General features: G+C 50.4%; 19 protein-coding genes and 2 pseudogenes. 13 read left to right on the top strand and 8 right to left on the bottom strand.

All coding sequences use genetic code 11. The features are described from left to right. Positions 1-204 precede the first annotated feature (204 nt). Together msrA and D9741_RS08135 are read left to right on the top strand one after the other, a co-directional pair. Positions 205-843 (top strand): peptide-methionine (S)-S-oxide reductase MsrA, encoded by a 639-nt coding sequence (gene msrA, locus D9741_RS08140; RefSeq protein WP_130206049.1) that lies wholly within the window; start codon positions 205-207, stop codon positions 841-843. A 187-nt stretch (positions 844-1,030) separates the two neighbouring features. Then, positions 1,031-2,386: a hemolysin family protein gene (locus D9741_RS08135; RefSeq protein ID WP_130206047.1), complete on the top strand. Its 1,356-nt coding sequence runs from the start codon at positions 1,031-1,033 to the stop codon at positions 2,384-2,386. A gap of 60 nt (positions 2,387-2,446) precedes the next feature. On the opposite strand, the gene D9741_RS08130 is transcribed toward D9741_RS08135, so the two are convergent. Then, a complete protein-coding gene (locus D9741_RS08130) occupies positions 2,447-2,653 on the bottom strand; it encodes a DUF1107 domain-containing protein (RefSeq protein ID WP_000689228.1) in 207 nt (68 codons plus the stop codon). A gap of 324 nt (positions 2,654-2,977) precedes the next feature. Here D9741_RS08130 and D9741_RS08125 point away from each other — a divergent pair, with 324 nt between their 5' ends. Then, complete coding sequence (locus D9741_RS08125) at positions 2,978-3,535, top strand: YtfJ family protein (RefSeq protein WP_130216681.1); 558 nt, start codon at positions 2,978-2,980, stop codon at positions 3,533-3,535. Here D9741_RS08125 and cysQ read toward each other — a convergent pair. Then, positions 3,525-4,265, bottom strand: coding sequence for a 3'(2'),5'-bisphosphate nucleotidase CysQ (gene cysQ, locus D9741_RS08120; protein WP_130206045.1), 741 nt, complete (start codon positions 4,263-4,265; stop codon positions 3,525-3,527). The two genes, D9741_RS08125 and cysQ, sit on opposite strands and share 11 nt — an antisense overlap. Before the next feature lie 171 nt (positions 4,266-4,436). Between cysQ and cpdB the strand changes: the two genes are divergently transcribed. Then, on the top strand, positions 4,437-6,380 hold the full coding sequence (cpdB, locus tag D9741_RS08115; protein ID WP_130216683.1) for a 2',3'-cyclic-nucleotide 2'-phosphodiesterase: 1,944 nt from the start codon (positions 4,437-4,439) through the stop codon (positions 6,378-6,380). Between the two features lie 380 nt (positions 6,381-6,760). Here cpdB and D9741_RS08110 read toward each other — a convergent pair. Further along, positions 6,761-6,868, bottom strand: a pseudogene (locus tag D9741_RS08110) (transcriptional regulator); the annotation flags it as partial. 138 nt (positions 6,869-7,006) lie between these two features. On the opposite strand from D9741_RS08110, the gene D9741_RS08105 reads away from it, so the two are divergent. Then, positions 7,007-7,972, top strand: a complete 966-nt coding sequence (locus tag D9741_RS08105) for a DMT family transporter (protein WP_130216791.1) — start codon at positions 7,007-7,009, stop codon at positions 7,970-7,972. 107 nt (positions 7,973-8,079) lie between these two features. Then, complete coding sequence (ytfE, locus tag D9741_RS08100; RefSeq protein WP_000331451.1) at positions 8,080-8,742, top strand: iron-sulfur cluster repair protein YtfE; 663 nt, start codon at positions 8,080-8,082, stop codon at positions 8,740-8,742. 52 nt (positions 8,743-8,794) lie between these two features. Here the strand turns inward: ytfE and D9741_RS08095 are convergent, their stop codons facing one another. The 4 genes from D9741_RS08095 to fklB all read right to left on the bottom strand — a co-directional run bounded on the left by D9741_RS08095 (position 8,795) and on the right by fklB (position 14,077). Next, positions 8,795-10,288 (bottom strand): hypothetical protein, encoded by a 1,494-nt coding sequence (locus D9741_RS08095; RefSeq protein ID WP_130216685.1) that lies wholly within the window; start codon positions 10,286-10,288, stop codon positions 8,795-8,797. 33 nt (positions 10,289-10,321) lie between these two features. Next, positions 10,322-11,485, bottom strand: a complete 1,164-nt coding sequence (locus tag D9741_RS08090) for a hypothetical protein (RefSeq protein WP_130216687.1) — start codon at positions 11,483-11,485, stop codon at positions 10,322-10,324. A 266-nt stretch (positions 11,486-11,751) separates the two neighbouring features. Next, on the bottom strand, positions 11,752-13,155 hold the full coding sequence (gene cycA, locus D9741_RS08085; protein ID WP_130216689.1) for a D-serine/D-alanine/glycine transporter: 1,404 nt from the start codon (positions 13,153-13,155) through the stop codon (positions 11,752-11,754). Between the two features lie 301 nt (positions 13,156-13,456). Further along, positions 13,457-14,077, bottom strand: a complete 621-nt coding sequence (fklB, locus tag D9741_RS08080; RefSeq protein ID WP_064525832.1) for an FKBP-type peptidyl-prolyl cis-trans isomerase — start codon at positions 14,075-14,077, stop codon at positions 13,457-13,459. 217 nt (positions 14,078-14,294) lie between these two features. Between fklB and ytfB the strand changes: the two genes are divergently transcribed. Beyond that, positions 14,295-14,933: a cell division protein YtfB gene (ytfB, locus tag D9741_RS08075; RefSeq protein WP_130216691.1), complete on the top strand. Its 639-nt coding sequence runs from the start codon at positions 14,295-14,297 to the stop codon at positions 14,931-14,933. Here the strand turns inward: ytfB and D9741_RS08070 are convergent. Next, positions 14,917-15,564, bottom strand: coding sequence for a TetR/AcrR family transcriptional regulator (locus D9741_RS08070; protein WP_130216693.1), 648 nt, complete (start codon positions 15,562-15,564; stop codon positions 14,917-14,919). The two genes, ytfB and D9741_RS08070, sit on opposite strands and share 17 nt — an antisense overlap. Before the next feature lie 211 nt (positions 15,565-15,775). Between D9741_RS08070 and D9741_RS08065 the strand changes: the two genes are divergently transcribed. From D9741_RS08065 to D9741_RS08040, 6 genes and pseudogenes are all read left to right on the top strand, one after another. After that, positions 15,776-16,567: a 3-ketoacyl-ACP reductase gene (locus D9741_RS08065; RefSeq protein WP_130216695.1), complete on the top strand. Its 792-nt coding sequence runs from the start codon at positions 15,776-15,778 to the stop codon at positions 16,565-16,567. Positions 16,568-16,576: 9 nt separating this feature from the next. Further along, complete coding sequence (locus D9741_RS08060) at positions 16,577-17,419, top strand: sugar phosphate isomerase/epimerase family protein (protein WP_130216697.1); 843 nt, start codon at positions 16,577-16,579, stop codon at positions 17,417-17,419. Positions 17,420-17,428: 9 nt separating this feature from the next. Continuing rightward, positions 17,429-18,205, top strand: coding sequence for an enoyl-CoA hydratase/isomerase family protein (locus D9741_RS08055; protein ID WP_032226418.1), 777 nt, complete (start codon positions 17,429-17,431; stop codon positions 18,203-18,205). A 9-nt stretch (positions 18,206-18,214) separates the two neighbouring features. Continuing rightward, positions 18,215-19,756 (top strand): CoA-transferase, encoded by a 1,542-nt coding sequence (locus D9741_RS08050; RefSeq protein WP_130216699.1) that lies wholly within the window; start codon positions 18,215-18,217, stop codon positions 19,754-19,756. Beyond that, positions 19,753-21,834, top strand: a pseudogene (locus D9741_RS08045) (FAD-binding protein). Before D9741_RS08050 ends, D9741_RS08045 begins: the two are co-directional and overlap by 4 nt. Positions 21,835-21,854: 20 nt before the next feature. Beyond that, positions 21,855-22,331 carry a TRAP transporter small permease gene (locus D9741_RS08040; protein WP_130216701.1) on the top strand — a complete coding sequence of 159 codons (477 nt, stop codon included), beginning with the start codon at positions 21,855-21,857 and terminating at the stop codon, positions 22,329-22,331. The last annotated feature ends 36 nt before the right edge of the window (positions 22,332-22,367 follow it).

Genomic DNA, 22,367 nt, shown 5'->3' with positions numbered 1-22,367 from the left:
TTTTCTCCTGAATATCCTTTATTCCTGCCCCTGGAACTCCGTTAAACGGCTTAACAATAATCCAGCAATATGGATTAAAAAGCAGACTAAACCCCAAATATTACTTATGTTTTACTTTAGACCCATTCACGGGGGTTATTGTGTGCAAATACGTCCCTTGTTACAACCTAAACCCCTATGACCGACTTTCGGGAGAACGACACCATGAGTTTATTTGATAAAAAGCATCTGGTTTCCCCCACCGATGCCCTTCCTGGACGGAATACCCCGATGCCCGTAGCTACGCTGCATGCGGTCAACGGTCACTCAATGACAAATGTGCCTGACGGAATGGAGATCGCCATTTTTGCGATGGGCTGTTTCTGGGGCGTTGAACGCCTTTTCTGGCAACTTCCCGGTGTTTACAGCACTGCCGCAGGCTACACTGGCGGTTACACGCCAAACCCGACTTATCGGGAAGTGTGTTCCGGTGAGACCGGCCACGCCGAAGCGGTGCGAGTGGTTTACGATCCGTCGGTAATCAGCTATGAACAACTGTTGCAGGTTTTCTGGGAAAACCACGATCCTGCACAAGGGATGCGTCAAGGTAATGATCACGGCACGCAGTACCGTTCCGCGATTTACCCGCTGACACCAGAACAGGATGCCGCCGCCCGCGCCAGTCTGGAACGTTTTCAGGCCGCAATGCTCACCGCCGATGACGATCGCCAGATAACCACCGAGATTGCTAACGCCACACCGTTCTATTATGCCGAAGATGACCACCAACAGTATCTACATAAAAACCCTTATGGCTATTGCGGAATTGGTGGAATAGGCGTTTGTCTGCCGCCTGAAGTGTAGTATTAAAAGTTGGCCCCAAAGTGAAATGAGACAAAAATTTAACCCTCTGGCGACTTTACAGTACCTTACGCTATACTAGCCTCTGAAAATGCCGGTTCACTCTCTTCGAATCGGCTTTCAATGTGTATTTCACACAAATTAATCAACTTCCCCTTCCGAGGATCTGACCTGAACGGTTAGATAAGATATGTTAAACAGTATTTTAGTCATACTCTGCTTGATCGCTGTAAGTGCGTTCTTCTCGATGTCTGAGATCTCGCTTGCCGCCTCACGCAAAATCAAACTTAAACTGCTGGCTGATGAAGGCAATATAAATGCCCAACGCGTTATGAATATGCAGGAAAATCCCGGCATGTTCTTTACCGTGGTACAAATCGGTCTGAACGCAGTGGCGATTCTCGGCGGTATCGTCGGTGATGCGGCGTTTTCCCCGGCTTTTAACAGCCTGTTCTCCCGCTATATGTCGGCAGAGCTCTCTGAGCAACTGAGCTTTATTCTCTCTTTCTCGTTAGTGACTGGCATGTTTATCCTGTTTGCGGATTTAACCCCGAAACGCATCGGTATGATTGCGCCAGAAGCTGTGGCTTTGCGTATCATCAACCCGATGCGCTTCTGCCTGTACGTCTGCACCCCGCTGGTGTGGTTCTTCAACGGCCTGGCGAACATGATCTTCCGTATCTTTAAACTGCCGATGGTGCGCAAGGATGACATCACTTCCGATGATATTTACGCGGTAGTAGAAGCGGGGGCGCTGGCGGGGGTATTACGTAAACAAGAGCATGAACTGATTGAAAACGTGTTCGAACTTGAATCCCGTACTGTCCCGTCGTCTATGACTCCGCGTGAGAACGTCATCTGGTTCGATCTCCACGAAGACGAGCAAAGTCTGAAGAATAAAGTGGCGGAACATCCGCACTCAAAATTCCTCGTCTGTACTGAAGATATCGACCACATCATCGGCTATGTGGATTCGAAAGATCTGCTTAACCGCGTGCTGGCCAATCAAAGCCTGGCGCTGAACAGTGGCGTCCAAATTCGCAACACGCTGATCGTGCCAGACACGCTGACCCTTTCTGAGGCGCTGGAAAGTTTTAAAACTGCGGGCGAAGACTTTGCAGTAATCATGAATGAATACGCGCTGGTGGTGGGGATAATCACCCTCAACGACGTGATGACCACACTGATGGGCGATCTGGTTGGTCAGGGTCTGGAAGAGCAGATTGTGGCGCGTGATGAGAACTCATGGCTAATCGATGGCGGAACACCGATTGATGACGTGATGCGTGTACTGGATATTGACGAGTTCCCGCAGTCAGGCAATTACGAAACCATTGGCGGCTTTATGATGTTTATGCTGCGTAAGATCCCCAAACGCACTGATTCGGTGAAATTCGCCGGCTACAAATTTGAAGTGGTGGATATCGATAACTACCGCATCGACCAGCTGCTGGTAACGCGGATCGACAGCAAAGCCACCGTCCTTTCGCCAAAACTGACTGACGCTAAAGATAAAGACAAAGATAAAGAAGAAAACGTCGCATAACCTCAGAAACATCAACGGCTCCTGAATCAGGAGCCGTCTTATTACTGCATAGCACTTTGGTTAAGCCATCTCTGTTTGCAGACGCATAACCTGACGGTTTACTTCGGACATCACTGATAAATGCAGTTTATCCTTCACTTTTGGGATAAGAATTTTACCCTTATCAAATTCAAAAGCGCCAACATCCTTGATGTATAACCGTCCACGAAACAGGATCTTCACGTACTTCGCCACTTGTAGTGGGTTGTACCGTTGGAAAATTTTCATTGTTGTCTCCTGCTGAGTATTACGCCTTTGCGGTACCACAATCGGTCCAACTATTATGAGGCGCAAATTTTAATGCCTAATGACTATAGACTACTGCGGTAATGTTTCCAGCCTGTATGAGTTTTTTTACCGTAACGTTACAATTATTCAGAATTATCTTTTCGCCTAATCAGAATCTTTAGTATAAGCATTCATTTTTCATATGATTTGTGCGCTTGTCCGCAAACTGGCATCACACTTGCGGGATTTTCGATAAATAGCACATATGATTAAAAGTCAGACCCAAGTGGTCGGATCACCTGCATATCATAAGAAGGAAACACCATGACTCTACGCAAGATTCTGGCCCTCACCTGCCTGCTGCTGCCGATGATGACCTCCGCACATCAGTTCGAAACCGGCCAGCGAGTACCGCCGATTGGCATTACCGATCGTGGCGAGTTGGTGCTTGATAAAGATCAGTTTAGCTACAAAACCTGGAACAGCGCGCAGTTAGCGGGAAAAGTGCGAGTGCTACAACATATTGCTGGTCGTACGTCAGCCAAAGAGAAAAACGCGACGCTGATAGAAGCGATTAAATCGGCGAAGTTGCCGCACGATCGCTACCAGACCACCACCATTGTCAACACAGATGACGCAATTCCGGGTTCCGGCATGTTTGTGCGCAGCAGTCTGGAAAGTAATAAAAAGCTTTATCCGTGGTCGCAGTTTATTGTCGATAGCAACGGCGTCGCGCGCGGCGCCTGGCAGTTGGATGAAGAGAGTTCTGCCATTGCCGTGCTCGATAAAGACGGCCGTGTGCAATGGGCGAAGGACGGAGCGCTCACCCAGGAAGAGGTGCAGCAAGTGATGGACTTGCTGCATAAGTTGCTCAATAAATAGAAACTCTGAATCCTGGATTCAGGAACGATTCACGCGGGGTATAATCCAGCGGTTTACCCTGCCAATCGTGTACGTGCGCTCCGGCTGCTGCTGCAACAGCGTGGCCGGCGGCAGTGTCCCAAATATTGGTTGGTCCGAAACGTGGGTAGAGCTGCGCCTGCCCTTCCGCCACCAGACAGAATTTCAGCGAAGAGCCAATGGACGTCGTCTGATGTTCGCCAAGCTGTTGCAGATACTCTTTCAGCTCTGCATCCGCATGGGATCGGCTGATGACCACCAGCGGCGGCCGCGCATCGCGTACCTGAATCTGCTTGCGCACGCCGCACTCTTCTTTCCAGGCTTTGCCTTCTGCCGCACTGTACATTACGTTCATTACTGGCGCATACACCACACCTAAAATCGGTTTTCCGTGGTCGATGAGCGCAATATTAACGGTGAATTCGCCGTTACGTTTAATAAACTCTTTAGTGCCATCCAGCGGGTCCACCAGCCAGTAACGTTGCCAGTGCTGACGGACTTCCCAGCCGGGAGGATCTTCTTCAGACAGAACCGGAATATCCGGCGTCAGCGTACGTAAACCGTCCATGATTACGGTATGCGCGGCAATGTCCGCCGCTGTCACCGGTGAGTTATCCGCTTTGCTGACGACGTCCATCGGTTTCGTCCCGTCGTAGACCTGCATAATGGCATCGCCCGCAATCCGTGCGAGTTGACATACTTGTTCTAACATTCTCCACCTCTTTTGTTTCAGTGGTGTTAACTCGTTGTTTTACTTATACCCTATCGTTAAAGAATCCGCCAACTGTGATGGCGTCATCGTTTCCTGATTTATTATTTATGGCATCCTTCAACGCTCTGTATGAAAGACGTTTCATCTACTCATTCATAAAAGGATGCCCAGATGGTTAAGTTTAGTGCAACGCTCCTTGCTACGCTGATTGCCGCCAGTGTGAATGCAGCAACAGTCGATCTCCGCATAATGGAAACCTCTGATTTGCATAGCAATATGATGGATTTCGATTATTACAAAGACTCCGCCACAGAAAAATTCGGACTGGTTCGTACTGCGAGTCTGATTAATGACGCGCGTAATGAAGTGAAAAACAGCGTGCTGGTCGATAACGGCGATTTGATTCAGGGGAGTCCGCTGGCAGATTACATGTCGGCGAAAGGATTAAAAGCAGGTGATATTCATCCGGTTTATAAGGCGCTGAATACGCTGGATTATACGGTCGGCACACTCGGCAATCATGAATTTAACTACGGTCTGGATTACCTGAAAAATGCGCTGGCAGGGGCGAAATTCCCTTATATAAACGCCAACGTCATTGACGCTAAGACCAAACAGCCCATGTTTACGCCGTATTTAATTAACGACACCGAAGTGGTCGATAAAGACGGGAAAAAACAGACGCTGAAGATTGGCTACATCGGCGTCGTGCCACCGCAGATTATGAGCTGGGATAAAGCCAATTTATCCGGCAAAGTCACCGTTAACGATATTACTGAAACAGTGCGCAAGTACGTACCAGAAATGCGCGAGAAAGGGGCCGATATTGTTGTCGTTCTGGCTCATTCTGGTTTGTCTGCCGATCCGTATAAAGTGATGGCGGAAAACTCGGTTTATTATCTCAGTGAAATTCCGGGCGTTGACGCCATTATATTTGGCCATGCTCACGCCGTCTTCCCGAGTAAAGATTTTGCCGATATTAAAGGCGCGGATATTGCCAAAGGTACGCTGAACGGTGTTCCGGCGGTAATGCCTGGCATGTGGGGCGATCATCTGGGCGTGGTTGATCTGCAACTCAATAATGACAGCGGGAAATGGCAGGTGACGCAGGCCAAAGCCGAAGCACGGCCTATTTACGATATCACCAATAAAAAATCTCTCGCCGCAGAAGACAGCCAACTGGTAGAAACGCTAAAGGCCGATCACGACGCCACACGCCAGTTTGTCAGCAAACCGATCGGTAAATCTGCCGACAATATGTATAGCTATCTGGCGCTGGTGCAGGATGATCCGACCGTTCAGGTGGTGAACAACGCGCAAAAAGCGTATGTCGAACATTACATCCAGGGCGAGCCGGACCTGGCAAAACTGCCCGTGCTCTCTGCTGCCGCGCCGTTTAAAGTCGGTGGGCGTAAGAACGACCCTGCCAGCTATGTCGAAGTGGAAAAAGGCCAGTTGACCTTCCGTAATGCCGCCGATCTCTATCTCTATCCCAATACGCTTATCGTGGTGAAAGCCAGTGGTAAAGAGGTGAAAGAGTGGCTGGAGTGCTCCGCCGGGCAGTTTAACCAGATTGATCCTAACAGCACTCAACCACAGTCGTTGATCAACTGGGATGGTTTCCGCACCTATAACTTTGATGTGATTGATGGTGTGAATTATCAGATTGATGTTACCCAGCCCGCCCGCTATGACGGTGAATGTCAGGTGGTTAATGCCAATGCAGAGCGGATTAAGAACCTGACCTTTAACGGTAAACCCATTGATCCGAACGCCATGTTCCTCGTTGCCACCAATAACTATCGCGCTTACGGCGGCAAATTTGCCGGAACAGGTGATAGCCATATTGCCTTTGCTTCACCGGATGAGAACCGCTCGGTACTGGCAGCGTGGATTGCTGAAGAGTCTAAACGTGCGGGAGAAATCCACCCGGCGGCAGATAACAACTGGCGCCTAGCGCCGATTGCTGGCGATAAGAAACTGGATATCCGTTTCGAAACTTCCCCGTCAGATAAAGCCGCAGCATTTATTAAAGAGAAAGGGCAGTATCCGATGAATAAAGTCGCGACCGATGATATCGGCTTTGCGATTTATCAGGTGGATTTGAGTAAGTAAAACACTTCATTTTCGGCCTACAAATCATCAACCGCATCCGGCATTTATTGGCGGATGCGATGCTGGCGCATCTTATCCGCCCTACAAATCATGAACCGTAGGCCGGATAAGCGCAGCGCATCCGGCATTTATTGGCGGATGCGCTGCTGGCGCATCTTATCCGCCCTACAAGCTATGAACCGTAGGCCGGATAAGCGCAGCGCATCCGGCTCTTCCTGGCGGATGCGATGCTGACGCATCTTATCCGCCCTACAAGCCATGAACCGTAGGCCGGATAAGCGCAGCGCATCCGGCATTTATTGGCGGATGCGATGCTGGCGCATCTTATCCGCCCTACAAACCATGTACCGTAGGCCGGATAAGCGCAGCGCATCCGGCAGTTATGTCGCTCGTTCATCTCGCACCGCCAACACCTCGGGCAAATTCAACTCAATCCAGTCCGCCAGTACAGCAACCTTTTCGCTCACCTGCTCGCCCAGCGGCGTTACTCGCGACGTCCGGTTAATGTTAATAACTAGTTAATTAAAGTGGCATCCTCCCGCATCCTCTCTGATAATGACGGGATGCCGGGAACGACCACGTCTGTTCCCTGAATATTTCTTCTGACAGATCAATGGATGCCAGTAATGATTAGCGGCGTGCTGTACGCCCTGTTAGCAGGGTTGATGTGGGGGCTTATTTTTGTCGGGCCGTTGATCGTACCGGAATACCCGGCGATGTTGCAGTCGATGGGGCGTTATCTGGCGTTAGGATTAATTGCGCTGCCCATTGCCTGGCTGGGGCGCGTGCGTCTGCGTCAGTTGGCGCGTCGCGACTGGCTTACCGCCTTGATGCTCACCATGATGGGCAACCTTATCTATTACTTCTGTCTCGCCAGCGCCATTCAGCGTACCGGCGCACCTGTTTCCACGATGATTATCGGCACTCTGCCGGTGGTGATTCCCGTCTTCGCCAATCTGCTGTACAGCCAGCGCGACGGCAAACTCGCATGGGGGAAACTCGCCCCGGCGCTGGTTTGTATTGGCATCGGCCTGGCGTGTGTGAATATTGCTGAGTTAAACCACGGACTCCCCGATTTTGACTGGGCACGTTATACCTCAGGCATCGTGCTGGCGTCAGTCTCTGTAGTCTGTTGGGCGTGGTATGCCCTGCGCAACGCCCGCTGGCTGCGGGAAAACCCCGACAAACATCCGATGATGTGGGCGACGGCGCAGGCGCTGGTCACGCTGCCGGTTTCTCTCATCGGCTATCTCGTCGCTTGTTACTGGCTGAATACCCAAACACCGCAATTCTCCCTACCCTTTGGCCCCCGTCCGCTGGTTTTTATTAGCCTGATGATTGCGATTGCCGTGCTTTGCTCATGGGTCGGTGCACTCTGCTGGAACGTCGCCAGCCAGCGATTACCGACAGTGATTCTCGGGCCGCTGATTGTTTTCGAAACGCTGGCAGGTTTGCTGTACACCTTTTTACTCCGCCAGCAAATGCCGCCGCTGATGACGTTGAGCGGTATCGCGCTGTTAGTGATTGGCGTGGTTATTGCGGTCAGAGCAAAACCGGAAAAGCCTTTAACTGAATCTGTCTCAGAAAGTTGACACGCTAGCAGTGAGTTAAATAAGCCTCTGCTACGTAAGGGTTATAGCTTTTGCCTTAAAGATGCATTTAAAATGCATCTTATCTTATTAAGAATGAGGTATCAGCTATGGCTTATCGCGACCAACCTTTAGGTGAACTGGCGCTCTCTATTCCTCGCGCTTCGGCTCTGTTTCGTAAATATGATATGGATTACTGCTGTGGCGGTAAGCAAACGCTGGCGCGTGCGGCGGCACGTAAAGAGCTGGATGTTGACGTCATTGAGGCCGAGCTGGCAAAGCTTGCTGAACAACCAATTGAGAAAGACTGGCGTAGCGCCCCACTGGCGGAAATCATCGACCATATCATCGTGCGCTACCACGATCGTCACCGCGAGCAACTGCCGGAGCTGATCCTGCAAGCGACCAAAGTAGAGCGCGTTCACGCCGACAAACCGAGCGTGCCAAAAGGGCTGACAAAATACCTGACCATGCTGCATGAAGAGCTTTCCAGCCACATGATGAAAGAAGAGCAGATCCTCTTCCCGATGATCAAACAAGGCATGGGCAGCCAGGCAATGGGGCCAATCAGCGTGATGGAAAGCGAGCACGATGAAGCGGGTGAACTGCTGGAAGTGATTAAACACACCACCAATAACGTCACACCGCCGCCGGAAGCCTGCACCACCTGGAAAGCGATGTATAACGGCATTAATGAACTGATTGATGACCTGATGGAGCACATCAGTCTGGAAAACAATGTACTGTTCCCGCGCGCGCTGGCGGGTGAGTGATTTGTTCGATCAACGATCCTGACATGAGCAGGATCGTTGATTATTAAGTGATTCAGTCATTCAATGGAAGTAATTCATTGTTGTAACTGGTGTATCTGCCTTCAACGGTAAGCAGACTGCCATTTTTATCAAGATGCGCCGCATTGAGTTGTCGAGTCTCATTACGCCGCTTCGCATCACGAACCAGCCCATCGCCTACGTAATAAATATAATGGTCATCATGAGCAAAGGTATCTGATAATTGACCATTGGCGTCTTTAAACCACGTCCATTGACCTTTCAGTTCAAAATACTCAACCGTGTCTTCATCAATAAAATACGTATAGCGATCGTCATGTGCTAAATAATTTAATGGTGTGCCATCGGGGCTTTTAAACCACTGCCATTGTCCATTAATATCAAAAATAGTCACGTCATCGCTCGCGATGAAATAAACTTTATTCCCTACAATATTAACGCCTTCCTGTAATTCTTGTTTCGGGTCGGGTAAATGAATAACCGAAAGCGTTTTTTCGACCCCAGAAACATACTTCACCAGATAGAGCGAATCTTTATATTGCGCCACATTATCCGTCAGGTGGCGAAAATATTCCGGATCAACATCAGGAATGGTCGCAACCCGGCAGTCATTGGCACGCCTGGAAGCATCTCGGGTCATCCAGGTTACTTTATCCCGCTGTAGGTCAAACGTACTCCGGCAATCCTTTCCGAACGAATAACGTTTTTCCCCGTCTTTATCGCGATAAATCAGCAGGGAACCGGCTCTCCAGCGCACAATCTGAAAGGTATCCGGATCGGCGTTGATGGCATCTCCGTTGACAAAGACCTGCGATTTGGTCCGCCAGATGGTATCCCACGGTCCTGGATTACTTTTGCTTTCGCAGCTATTGGGGGAATAAATAATGGGACGACGTGTCCAGGATTTAACGCCAAGAATAGAATACCCTTGCGCACTGCCCAGCCAGCGCCCCTGAAAGTAAATATTGCGACGGTCTTTCAATACATCTGCGGAATCACCTGCGTAAATTATCCCTCCCACCTGTTGCAGCGAATCCATATCGACCTGCTTTTCGCCGTGATTATCATCCGTGCGTTCGCCATCAAAATAGAGGCTGTCTTTATCGGCAGCAAAACGCCCCCATGCGCGGAATGTTGCGGCATCGACTTTCGGTGTTCCCGGCGGGTTCTGGACTATTTTCCCAGCCCATAAAATATGGCGGCCATCAGTCAACCAGTCGAAACGCCAGCCGCCATTTGACCGATAGCCAGAAAAGGGAGCCACCCGCACAAAATCATTATTGATATCATCTGGAGAATCATATTCTCCATCAGTGCCGTCAGCTACGCGGCGTAACTGTTTGAACTTCACCTGCGGCAAATGAATATCCGGAAAATCGATACCGTAACCGTCACTATCTTCAACGATATATTTTGTGCCCTGGTCCCACGGCTGGTAGTAAAAAGCGGCATAAGGCACGCCGGAGCAGGCTATTGAAGCGGTTGAAAATAAAGCCAGTGCGAGACAAACGGGTTTAATTGGCAACATAGCATCATCCTGAAGCTGTTAGCGTGTAAGAGGTTATTTAAATAAGGGTTTCAGACCGCTCGGAGGTTGCTTCACCGTTGACCATTCTGCTGAAATGGGGTTGTAACGCAGCCATTTAGTTTGCTCGTAGTGTTTTCCGTCAATTGTGGTTAATCCACCAAGTTGGTGACTGTAGAGTTGCCCGTCTGTGGTGATATACATGTAGCCAGTTACCATGCTTCCCCTCTCCAATAGTTCAGAAACATCCTCTGGCCTGGGCATTATCAGTTCACCTTCACCTAATGTATTGGTTTTAACCTTATAGAATTGAGCTTTGTAATAGCCTACCGACCAGGTTAATAAGGTAAATTTTTCCGGATCTACCCCCGCCAGCGTTTCATAAACACAATCACTCCCCGCTGGCGTTGCTTCTTGTTTAAGCCAGGACACATTCTTCAAACCAATTTTAAATGACGCACAGCTGTGACCGATATCCTCAAGCTCATAGTCACGCTCGCCGCTTTTATCGCGATAAACTAAGCGTTCGCCAGGCATCCAACGTTTAATCTGAAAGGTTTTGCGATCGGCAGGCAGCGGCTTGCCATTAACAATCACCTGCGAATTTGTCAGCACAACAAATTGCAGAGCTGAATCATGCCGCATGATTTGAAATCCATCGGCATGACCCAGCCAGCGACCTTTATGCCAGAGGCTATTTTTATCACGCAGTAAATTCCAGATGTCCGTCTCTTCCAGCGTTGACATATCCACCTGCTTATCGCCGCTATTATCATCGGTACGCTGACCATCAAAATAGATACTGCGTTTATCAGCAGCGAAAGCACCGAATGCCTGAAAACTGGCGGCGTCGACTTTAGGTTCACCGGATGGATTTTTCAGGACTTTGCCAGACCAAAGAACAGAGCGTCCATCGGTGAGCCAGGTATGCTGGCAATTATTCCGATCATCGCAGTCGAACTTATCGGGATTAAAATCGGACAGTAAGCGGGTTTCTTGTTTATTGGCTAAATTGGCAATGCGCCAGAGCCGGGAATAATTAACGTCCGGCAGTTCGGAGAGGATCTCATCTTTTTCTCCCTTCTGTTCGGCAACATAAACCGTGCTTTTCTCCTGCTGGCGGTAATAAAAATCTGCGCCCCAGGAAGGTGAAATGGAGAGAGGTAATGCGGCGATTAATAACCAACTGTGCTTAGCCATAGTGAACTCTGCAATGAGTGGCAAAGATCCACGGTAAGCCCGCGCCTGAGAGCTGTCGATGACGGGAAGTATTTTTAGGAATGTATAAAGACAAAGGAGATTGCTGACAAAGTGTGCTTTGTTCATGCCGGATGCGACGTAAACGCCTTATCCGGCCTACAAAAGCACGCAAATTCAATATATTGCAGAGGTTCTGTAGGCCTGATAAGCGTAGCGCATCAGGCAATTTTGCAGCCTGAAAGGCACCCGCAGGTGCCTTAGCGGCATTACTTCGCCATGCGTTTTTTACCAATAAACAGCCAGCCCAGCCCCAGCGCGATAAACCACAGTGGGGTAACCAGCAGCGCCTGGCGGGTGTCATCTTCCAGCGTCAGCAGCACGATGACGAACACAAAGAACGCCATACATACCCAGCACATCAGCTTGCCGAGCGGCATCTTGTAGATTGACTTCTCATGCAGGTGCGGGCGCTGTTTGCGATACACCAGGTACGAACAAAGGATAATCGTCCAGACGAACATAAACAGAATTGCGGAAACCGTCGTGATCATCGTGAACGCGCCAATCACGCTTGGATTCACGTACAACATCACCACGCCGCCGAGCAGACAGATACAAGAGAAGGTCAGCCCTTTCGCGGGTACTGCGCGTTTAGAGAGTTTAGCGAACGCTTTCGGCGCAACACCTTCCTGCGCCAGACCAAACAGCATGCGACTGGTAGAGAAGACGCCACTGTTAGCGGAAGAAGCCGCAGACGTCAGCACCACAAAGTTGATCACGCTGGCAGCAGCAGGCAGACCCACCAACACGAACAGTTCAACAAACGGGCTTTTATCCGGGACTACCGAACTCCACGGCGTCACGGACATAATCACAATCAGCGCGAAGACGTAGAACATAATGATGCGGATCGGAATAGAGTTAATTGCACGCGGCAGTGATTTCTCTGGATCTTTGGTTTCCGCAGCAGTAGTACCTACCAGCTCAATCCCCACGAAAGCGAAAACCGCTATCTGGAATCCGGCAAAGAAGCCACTTAAACCTTTCGGGAACCAGCCGCCATCGTTCCACAAATGCGCGAATGACGCTTCCACACCAGTCGGTGACTGAAAGTGCATCGCCACCATGACCAGGCCGACGACAATCAGCGACACAATGGCGACGATTTTGATCATCGCAAACCAGAACTCCATCTCACCGAACATTTTCACGGTGGCGAGGTTCAGGGTCAGCAACAGCACTATCACCGCCAGCGAGGCGACCCAGTCAGATAGCCCTGGAAACCAGAACTGCGCATAAGCCGTGATGGCAACCACGTCCGCCATACCGGTAACCACCCAGCAGAACCAATAAGTCCAGCCAGTGAAATATCCTGCCCACGGCCCTAATAAATCGGAAGCGAAGTCACTAAAAGATTTGTATTCCAGATTCGAAAGCAGCAATTCCCCCATTGCCCGCATCACGAAAAAGAGCATAAAACCGATGATCATATAAACGAAAATGATCGACGGCCCGGCAAGACTGATTGTTTTACCGGATCCCATAAACAACCCCGTACCAATGGCGCCGCCAATGGCAATAAGCTGAATATGCCGGTTTGTGAGATTGCGCCGTAGCGACTGTTCAGCCGGAGCCTGATCATCGGCAACGACTTTTACCTGATCTACCATGTTTTTTCTTCCTGTCTGTGTTGTTCAGGCTCTGCGGCCTTTAGTCAGTCTATGATACGACGAATCTGTATCGGGACTCATCGATATTAGGAAACAATACGTGGGATGAATACTAAGATTTAGATCTAATGTTAATTTTATGTTTAAAGTGAGTGTCATATCACGGTGATAACGCGAAACAGCTCACAAAAATACACGCTTACGGAGCGTTTGCAACACAAAATATCGCCGATTGGCAAACTGAAGGGTTTATTGCTAAATGCCTGCTCCCCTCTGGCTCGAGGGGAACAGAATACGCTGCTTAGAGGATTTCCAGCAGCTCGACTTCAAACACCAGGGTGCTGAACGGAGGGATGGACGCGCCAGCGCCGCGCTCGCCATAGGCCAGTTCCTGCGGGATAGTCAGTTCCCACTTAGAACCTACTGGCATCAGAGTCAGTGCTTCAATCCAGCCAGGGATCACGCCGTTCACCGGGAATTCAGCCGGTTCGCCACGAGCAACAGAGCTGTCAAATACAGTGCCGTCGATCAATTTACCAGTGTAATGAACGCGAACGCGGTCGGTACGGGCAGGAATTGCGCCTTCGCCCTGGTTGATCACGCGGAATTGCAGGCCGGATTCGGTGCTGTTCACGCCTTCTTTTTTAGCGTTTTCTTCAAGATATTTCACACCTTCAGCAGCCATCGACTGGAAACGCTGACGACGAACAGCATCGGCACGTTCATGGATTTCACGCAGCGCGCGGTGCACCACATCAACCGGAACTGCCGGATGTTTGCCTTCCAGCGCGTCGGCAATACCTGCAACCAGCGCTTCTGGCAGCAGCCCTTCCAGACCAGATTCACTCAGTTGTTGCCCTACCTGCAAACCAATGCCGTAGCTTGCTTGCGCTTCGATGGTGTCAAAAGTTGGGGTGGTCATCGTATTTCCTTCCTCAGGGTATAAAGTAACGGGCAGCATATCAGCCACACTTCCTTGGGTAAAACTTTGTCGCGAGAGTGATGACAAATCCCGGGGAAAAAGAAACAATAGCAATATCCCGTATGAATATAATGAAGGCGGGTTTACCACGGACATCATAGCGTTAGCTTATTCATAGGCTATGATTGAGGAACAAGACGCGGAGCAGGAGGAAACCATGCCCGGGCGCTTTGAACTAAAACCAACCCTGGAGAAGGTCTGGCACGCGCCGGACAACTTTCGCTTCATGGATCCGCTACCTCCGATGCATCGTCGGGGGATTATTATTGCCGCCATTATTTTGGTGGTCGGTTTTCTGCTTCCGTCTGAGGATGCGCCCGACTCCCCCGTCGTGACGCGTGAAGCGCAGCTGGATATTCAGTCGCAATCTCAGCCGCCGACAGAAGAACAACTTCGGGCGCAGCTAGTTACGCCGCAAAACGATCCGGATCAAGTTGCCCCGGTCGCTCCAGAACCAATACAGGAAGGTCAACCGGAAGAGCCGCCGCAAGCTACGCAAACGCAACCTTTCCAGCCAGATAGCGGCATTGACAATCAATGGCGCTCTTATCGTGTCGAAGCCGGCAAAACGATGGCACAACTGTTCCGCGACCACGGTCTGCCTCCTACCGATGTATACGCAATGGCGCAGGTAGAAGGCGCAGGTAAACCATTAAGTAATTTGCAAAATGGGCAGATGGTGAAAATCCGCCAGAACGCCAGCGGCGTGGTGACGGGCTTAACCATTGATACGGGGAATAATCAACAAGTCTTGTTTACCCGCCAGCCGGATGGCAGTTTTATTCGCGCGCGGTAGATGACCGTTCAACCAGAAGCCAGCTAAGGATCGTATCTTTGATGACCTTACGTCTGGCTTCCAGTGCCTGCGGTGAAACCATACTGATGTGATAAACCAGACCAAGCGTATGCTGGTTGATCAAATAATATCCCCCAAGCGCAGCAATATTAATATTCACCTGCAACGGGTCGATATCTGGCTTAAATATATTGAGCTTTTTCCCTTCATCCAATAAAGATTCCATTAACTGCAAATGCGCATGGTTAATTTCTAAGAGACGTTGTGATTTTGCATAATGCACACCTTTACTTTGGTTTTCACTATGCACAATTTTTAAAAACCAAGGGTTAGAAACATAATAGTCCCAAGTAAAATCAATGATTTTTTCAATCGCTTTTTGTGGCGGAAGACCTGAGAAATCAAGGGCCTTTTCTTTTTGTCGAATATCGTTCCAGGTATATTCCAGCACTTCGATAAATAAATTTTCTTTATTACCAAAGTGGTGATAAACCGTCTGCTTACTACACCCCGCAGCCTTAACAATATTATCGACCCTGGCGCCTTCGTAACCATATTCGGCAAATTCATTAACCGCGCATAACAGCAGCTTTTCCTTCAGGCTTTGTACGTTGCTGGTATCAAGATACATAACGCTTCCCCACGTCTTCTTCGTGATGGCTATCATAACCGTATTTGATCTCAGCGACAGCAAAAAGGCAAAACATTGTCTTTCATCGAGTTATCAAATGTCCTGTGATCATTATCGCAGATCAACCAACCAGATGGTTGATCTTTTTACTGACTAGTCGCAAGCTAACCATCACTTAAGGAAACAATATTCAGAAAAAGAGGATTAACCTATGAAATCCACTCGTCCTGTTGCTGTCATCACTGGCGCTGCACGTGGTATTGGAAAGGGTTGTGCGCTGGAACTTGCTCGTGGCGGGTTTAACCTGCTGATTAACGATCGTCCCGATGCCGACAGCGTAGAAAAACTGCATATCACACAACAAGAATGTATGGCAGAAGGCGTGGAAGTCATTTGCTTCCCTGCCGATGTTGGCGATCTCTCCCTGCATGAAGAGATGCTCGACGCGGCGCAAAACCAGTGGGGGCGTCTGGACTGTCTGCTCAACAACGCAGGGATTTCAGTGAAAAAGCGCGGTGACCTCCTCGATCTCGAACCAGACAGTTTCGACCAAAACATTGCCATCAATACCCGCGCGCCGTTCTTCCTCGCTCAGGCATTCAGTAAACGTCTGCTCGCACAGCCGAAGCCGGAAGCGGAGCTGCCGCACCGCTCGATTATTTTCGTCAGTTCAATCAACGCCATCATGCTGGCGATGAATCGCGGCGAATACACCATTGCCAAAACCGCCGTTTCTGCCGCTGCTCGTCTGTTTGCTGCTCGCCTTTGCAATGAACAAATTGGCGTTTATGAAGTGCGCCCTGGCCTAATCAAAACCGATATGACCATTCCGGCAACCGCCTATTACGACGAATTGATTGCCAAAGGTCTGGTGCCGTGGGGACGTTGGGGTTATCCGGCTGATATCGCCTCCACTGTCCGCGCGATGGCGGAAGGCAAACTGATTTACACCTGTGGTCAGGCGGTCGCCATCGACGGCGGCTTAAGTATGCCGCGCTTCTGAGGCTGAACTATGAGAGATCTGTTACAACGCCCTGATTTATTCAGCATTAATACCGCGACGCTGGGTTATAAAACGCCGCTGCCCGCCATTATTGACGCTTGCGCCGCGCGCGGTATTGGCGCAATCGCCCCCTGGCGCAGAGAATTGCAGGGCGAAGATCTCCAGCAGATCGCCCGCCAACTCGCCGCCAGTAACATGAGCGTTTCCGGTTTGTGCCGTAGCACTTACTACACCGCACCGACGCTGGCGGAACGCAAACTAGCGATTGATGATAACCGCCGGGCGCTGGACGACGCCGCCGTGCTTAACGCCGCCTGTTATATGCAGGTGGTTGGCGGTCTGCCAACAGGCACAAAAGATCTGTATGAGGCGCGGGAACAGGTGAAACAAGGGATTCGCCAGTTACTGCCACATTCGAAAGAGGTCGGCGTGCCGATTGCGCTGGAGCCACTGCACCCAATGACCGCAGCCGATCGTTCCTGTTTGTGCACGTTACGCCAGGCGCTGGACTGGTGTGATGAACTCGATCCCGATGGCGAATTTGGCCTCGGTGTCGCGGTGGATGTTTATCACGTCTGGTGGGATCCGGATCTCGCCAGTCAGATCCTGCGTGCCGGAAAACGCATCCTCGCGTTTCATGTTTCCGACTGGTTAGTGCCGACCACTGATCTGGTCAATGACCGTGGAATGCCGGGAGATGGCGTCATCAATATTCCGTCAATCCGTCGGCTGGTTGAAAACGCCGGATTTAATGGCGCTATTGAACTGGAAATATTCTCCCCCTACTGGTGGCAGCAAGATATTAACAGCACGTTGGATATTAGCGTCGATCGCATCGCGCATTATTGTTAAGGAATGATCATGAGTGACCAACCCGTTCTGTTCAGCAGAGCGGCAGCTTCCTGCCGCCTGACATTGAATCGAGAAGATAAATGTCATGCTATTAACGAAGAAATGATCGAATCTCTCGATCATTATTTAAATGAAATTGAAAACGACACCACATTACGATTAGTCGAATTAACTGCTACAGGTGATAAATTCTTTTGTGCGGGCGGCGATATTAAATCGTGGTCAGCCTATTCGCCATTAGATATGGGCAGAAAATGGATTAAACGCGGTAATGACGTTTTTAATCGTCTGCGCAATTTACCCCAATTAACCGTTGCGAATCTCAACGGTCATACCATCGGCGGTGGGATTGAACTTGCTTTGTGCTGCGATATTCGTATTGCTCGCCCCAGCGCGAAATTCTCTAACCCGGAAGTGATGCTCGGTATGGTGCCTGGCTGGATGGGCATTGAACGCGTGCTTAATCAGGTCGGTCCGGTGGTCGGTCGCCAGATGCTGATGCTGGGTAAACGTCTGACGGCACATGAAGCCCAGGCGGCGAATTTAATTGATGAAGTGGTAGAAAAAGAACAGGTAGAAAGCTGGATGGCGAATCAGCTAGCGCAGCTGGAAAAATGTGGCCCGGTGGCGCTGGCGCATATTAAGCAGCTGATTCTGGCACTGGAAAATAAACATGCCGATTACTCGCACCAGTTACTGGCAGGGTTAATGTCTGCTACTCAGGATTGCCAGCAGGCGACGCGCGCGTTTGCCGAAAAAAGTAGCGTGAGCTTCCACAATCAATAAGGAAATTGTATGCGTAAGATAACAACCGCCGAGGCACTGGCGGCGCAAATTCAGGACGGCGCAACCATTGCCATTAGCGGTAACGGCGGCGGCATGGTGGAAGCCGACCATATTATGGCAGCCATTGAAGCTCGTTTTCTGCAAACCGGACACCCGCGCGATCTGACACTAATCCACTCGCTGGGTATTGGCGATCGCGACAGCAAAGGAACCAATCGCTTCGCTCATGCCGAAATGCTCAAACGCATAATTGCCGGACACTTTACCTGGTCGCCCAAAATGCAGGAACTGGTGAAAAACAATGCCATTGAAGCCTACTGCTTTCCTGGTGGCGTGATTCAGGCGTTGCTACGGGAGATCGGTGCCGGACGTCCGGGACTTTTTACCCACGTAGGGTTGGGATCGTTTGTTGATCCGCGCAATGGCGGCGGAAAGTCGAACGCTTGCACCACCGACGATCTGGTAGAACTGATTGAAATTGATGGTGAAACCAAACTCCGCTATCGCCCTTTCAAAGTGGACTATGCCATTTTGCGCGGCACTTATGCCGATCCGCGTGGCAACGTCAGCCTTGAAGAAGAGGCGATTGATATGGATAGCTATTCGATGGCGCTGGCAGCACACAACAGCGGCGGCAAAGTGTTCGTACAGGTGCGCGACGTACTGGAAGCAGGCGCACTTGAACCACGTCGGGTCAAGCTACCGGGGATTCTGGTTGATGGCATCGTTGAACACCGCGAACAACCGCAAACCTATCTTGGCGGTTACGACCTGACGATCAGCGGTCAACATCGCCGTCTGAGTTCTAACGACGCTATTGAACTGGTTAGTCATCCGGTACGTCGCCTGATTGCCCGTCGGGCAGCTCGCGAACTGGTGGCTGGCGCTTCAACCAACTTTGGCTTTGGCATTCCCGGCGGCATTCCTGGGGTTGCGCTGCGCGAAGGCGTTCCTTACCAAAGTTTATGGCTGAGCGTCGAGCAAGGCGTGCATAACGGTATGATGCTGGATGATGCGTTTTTCGGCTGCGCCCGCAACGCCGATGCCATTATTCCATCACTCGATCAATTTGAGTTCTACAGTGGCGGCGGGATCGATATCACCTTCCTCGGCATGGGAGAGATGGATCAGCACGGTAACGTCAACGTCTCGCATCTCAATGGCAATCTCATTGGCCCCGGCGGATTTCTCGAAATTGCGCAAAACGCCCGTAAAGTGGTGTTCTGCGGCACGTTCGACGCCAAAGGCAGCAAAATCGATGTAACGCCAGATGGCTTGCATATCGCCCAGTCAGGTCAAATCCCTAAACTGGTTACCCGGGTAGAAAAAATTACCTTTAGCGCCGCGTACGCACAGCAAAGCGGTCAGGAGGTGCTGTATATCACTGAACGCGCGGTATTCCAGTTAACGGCAGAAGGCGTTGAATTAATTGAGATCGCGCCGGGTGTGGAGATTGAGCGCGACATTCTGCCGTTCATGGCCTTCCGCCCGATTATCAGGCAACCACGTCTGATGGAAAGCAGCCTGTTTACGCCAATGGAGGATGCATGAGTCAGCTTGATGACACCATCCTCGATGCGCTGACGCACGTCACTTTCCCGAAGGGGTTTGTGTCAGCAGAACCAACGTCAATTGTCACCGTTGAGGATGTTGATTACCCGATCTGGCAAGTTGATGCGCTGGTCGTTGGTAGCGGCGCAGCAGGATTACGTGCGGCAGTTGAGCTAAAACGTCGTCAGTAAAATGTGCTGATCGCCACCGCCGGGTTATATATGGGAACGTCAGCGTGCTCTGGTTCCGATAAACAAACACTGTTTACCGCTGCCACTGCGGGCAACGGCGACAATTTCGCCAAACTGGCGGAAGCACTGGCGAGCGGTGGCGCAATGGATCACGACACCGCTTATGTCGAGGCGGTCGGTTCTCTGCATACCCTCGGCGGTCTGCAATATCTTGGTCTGGAATTACCGGAAGATCGCTATGGCGCAATTCTCCGTTATCAAACCGACCATGACGAAGCCGGACGCGCAACCTCCTGTGGACCGCGCACTTCTCGCCTGATGGTGAAAGTATTGCTGGAGGAAGTGCAGCGCCTCGCCATCCCAATGTTGACCAGTGCAACGGTGATTAAGCTCCTGCATCAGTGCGGAGAGAATGGCGAAGATCGCGTTGCGGGGGCTATTCTCGCAACCGGTTCCCGCGCCCATAACCCCTGGGGGCTGGCAATTGTGACTGCGCCCAATGTGGTACTGGCAACGGGCGGACCGGGCGAACTTTATCGCGACAGTGTTTATCCACATAAATGCTTCGGCTCACTGGGGCTGGCGCTGGAAGAAGGTTTGACGCTAACCAATCTGACAGAAAGCCAGTTTGGTATTGGCACGCCACGCTGCACCTTTCCGTGGAATTTGTCTGGCACCTATGTACAGGTGATCCCGTATATCTATTCTGTGGATGCTGAGGGCAACGAGTATAACTTCCTTGCAGATTACTATCGCACTACCCAGGAACTGGCTTCAAACATCTTCCGTAAGGGCTATCAGTGGCCGTTCCATGCCACGCGGGTGATGGATTTTGGTTCAAGCTTGCTGGATATGGCGGTGGCGCAGGAACAGCAATCAGGTCGCCAGGTATTTATGGATTTCAATCGCAATCCTGAAGCCGTACCTGGTGATTTGCCGTTCTCATTAGAGCGGCTGGATGCCGACGTTCATGCGTATCTGGAAAATAATGGCGCCCTGGCGCAATCGCCCATCGAACGTCTGCAACGGATGAATCCGCTCTCTATCTCGCTGTATAAGATGCACGGTTACGATCTCACCGCGCAGCCTCTGCAGTTTGCCATGAATAATCAGCATATGAATGGCGGTATAGAAGTGGATATCTGGGGGCAAACCTCCCTGCCCGGTTGCTTCGCGGTGGGAGAAGTTGCCGGAACTCACGGCGTTACCCGGCCTGGCGGCGCGGCACTGAATGCCGGACAGGTTTTTGCCGTGCGCCTGGCGCGTTTTATTGGTTGCTCCCAAAAGCGGTCTGTTAATGGAGATATTGCAAAGCTGGCAGCCTCGCCGTTGTCTACTGTTAGAGAGCTCATCACTCAGGCGCTGGCTAACGAGAACGGAATGACGCTGACAACGGCGAAAGAAAAAATCCAGGCACGAATGTCTGATTATGCTGGATTTATTTGTCATGCCGATAAAGTTCGCCACGCCACCCGCGACGCCCTGCTGTTGAGTGAATTTGTGCAGCAACACGGTTTGACCATCAACCACGTAGGCGAAATTGCCGAGCTATTTATGTGGCGGCATATGGCACTGACCTCTGCCGCGGTATTGACACAGTTGACGCATTATATTGATGCAGGTGGCGGTAGTCGCGGGGCGCGGATGGTTATGGATGAAGCCGGTAATTCTATCCCACAAACACGAAATGGTTTTTGTGATGCATGGCGCTTTCGTTCAGAGCGTATAAAGGATAAAAAGAATAAGTTACTCATTCATTATTGCAACGGTGCATTTCAAGTCAGAAATACTACTGTTCGTGAGTTTCCCATTATCCACAGCATCTGGTTTGAAAAAAATTGGCCTGACTTTCTTAATGGGACAATTTACCAGCCACAGGATGAATGATATTGCAAAGGTTAATCACTATGCGAAATATAATTAGATCTATTAATGCTCTGCTTGCAACATTGAATATTACCATTTTGGCGATCATTGTGGCATGTGTGACATGGCAGGTGGCTGCACGATTTATATTTAATAGTCCCAGTATTTTTACAGATGAACTCAGCCGTTTGCTCTTTATTTGTCTTGGACTTTTTGGTGGTGCGTACACCGCAGGGCAAAACCGGCATCTGGCGATTGACCTGCTACCTATGATGCTGAAAGGAAAAGCCCGACGTCATTTATTTTTGTGTATTCAGATTATCGTTATTATCTTCGCTACCATCATTATGGTATATGGTGGTGGGCTATTAACGATGGACACATTCGATTCAGGTCAAACCTCACCCGCTTTAGGCTGGCAGATGGGATATATCTATATGAGCATCCCGATTAGTGGTGTACTTATTATCATATACACCATAGATATGGTTTTAACCGAACTTAAACAGCCACTCTAAAGATAACAAACAACAACCAACCATAGTAGGAATGGA

It is taken from the genome of Escherichia sp. E14V7, assembly GCF_004212225.1.
Taxonomy (GTDB): domain Bacteria; phylum Pseudomonadota; class Gammaproteobacteria; order Enterobacterales; family Enterobacteriaceae; genus Escherichia.
The sequence above is the reverse complement of the archived record's forward strand: the minus strand, read 5'-3'. Positions and strand labels throughout refer to the sequence as shown.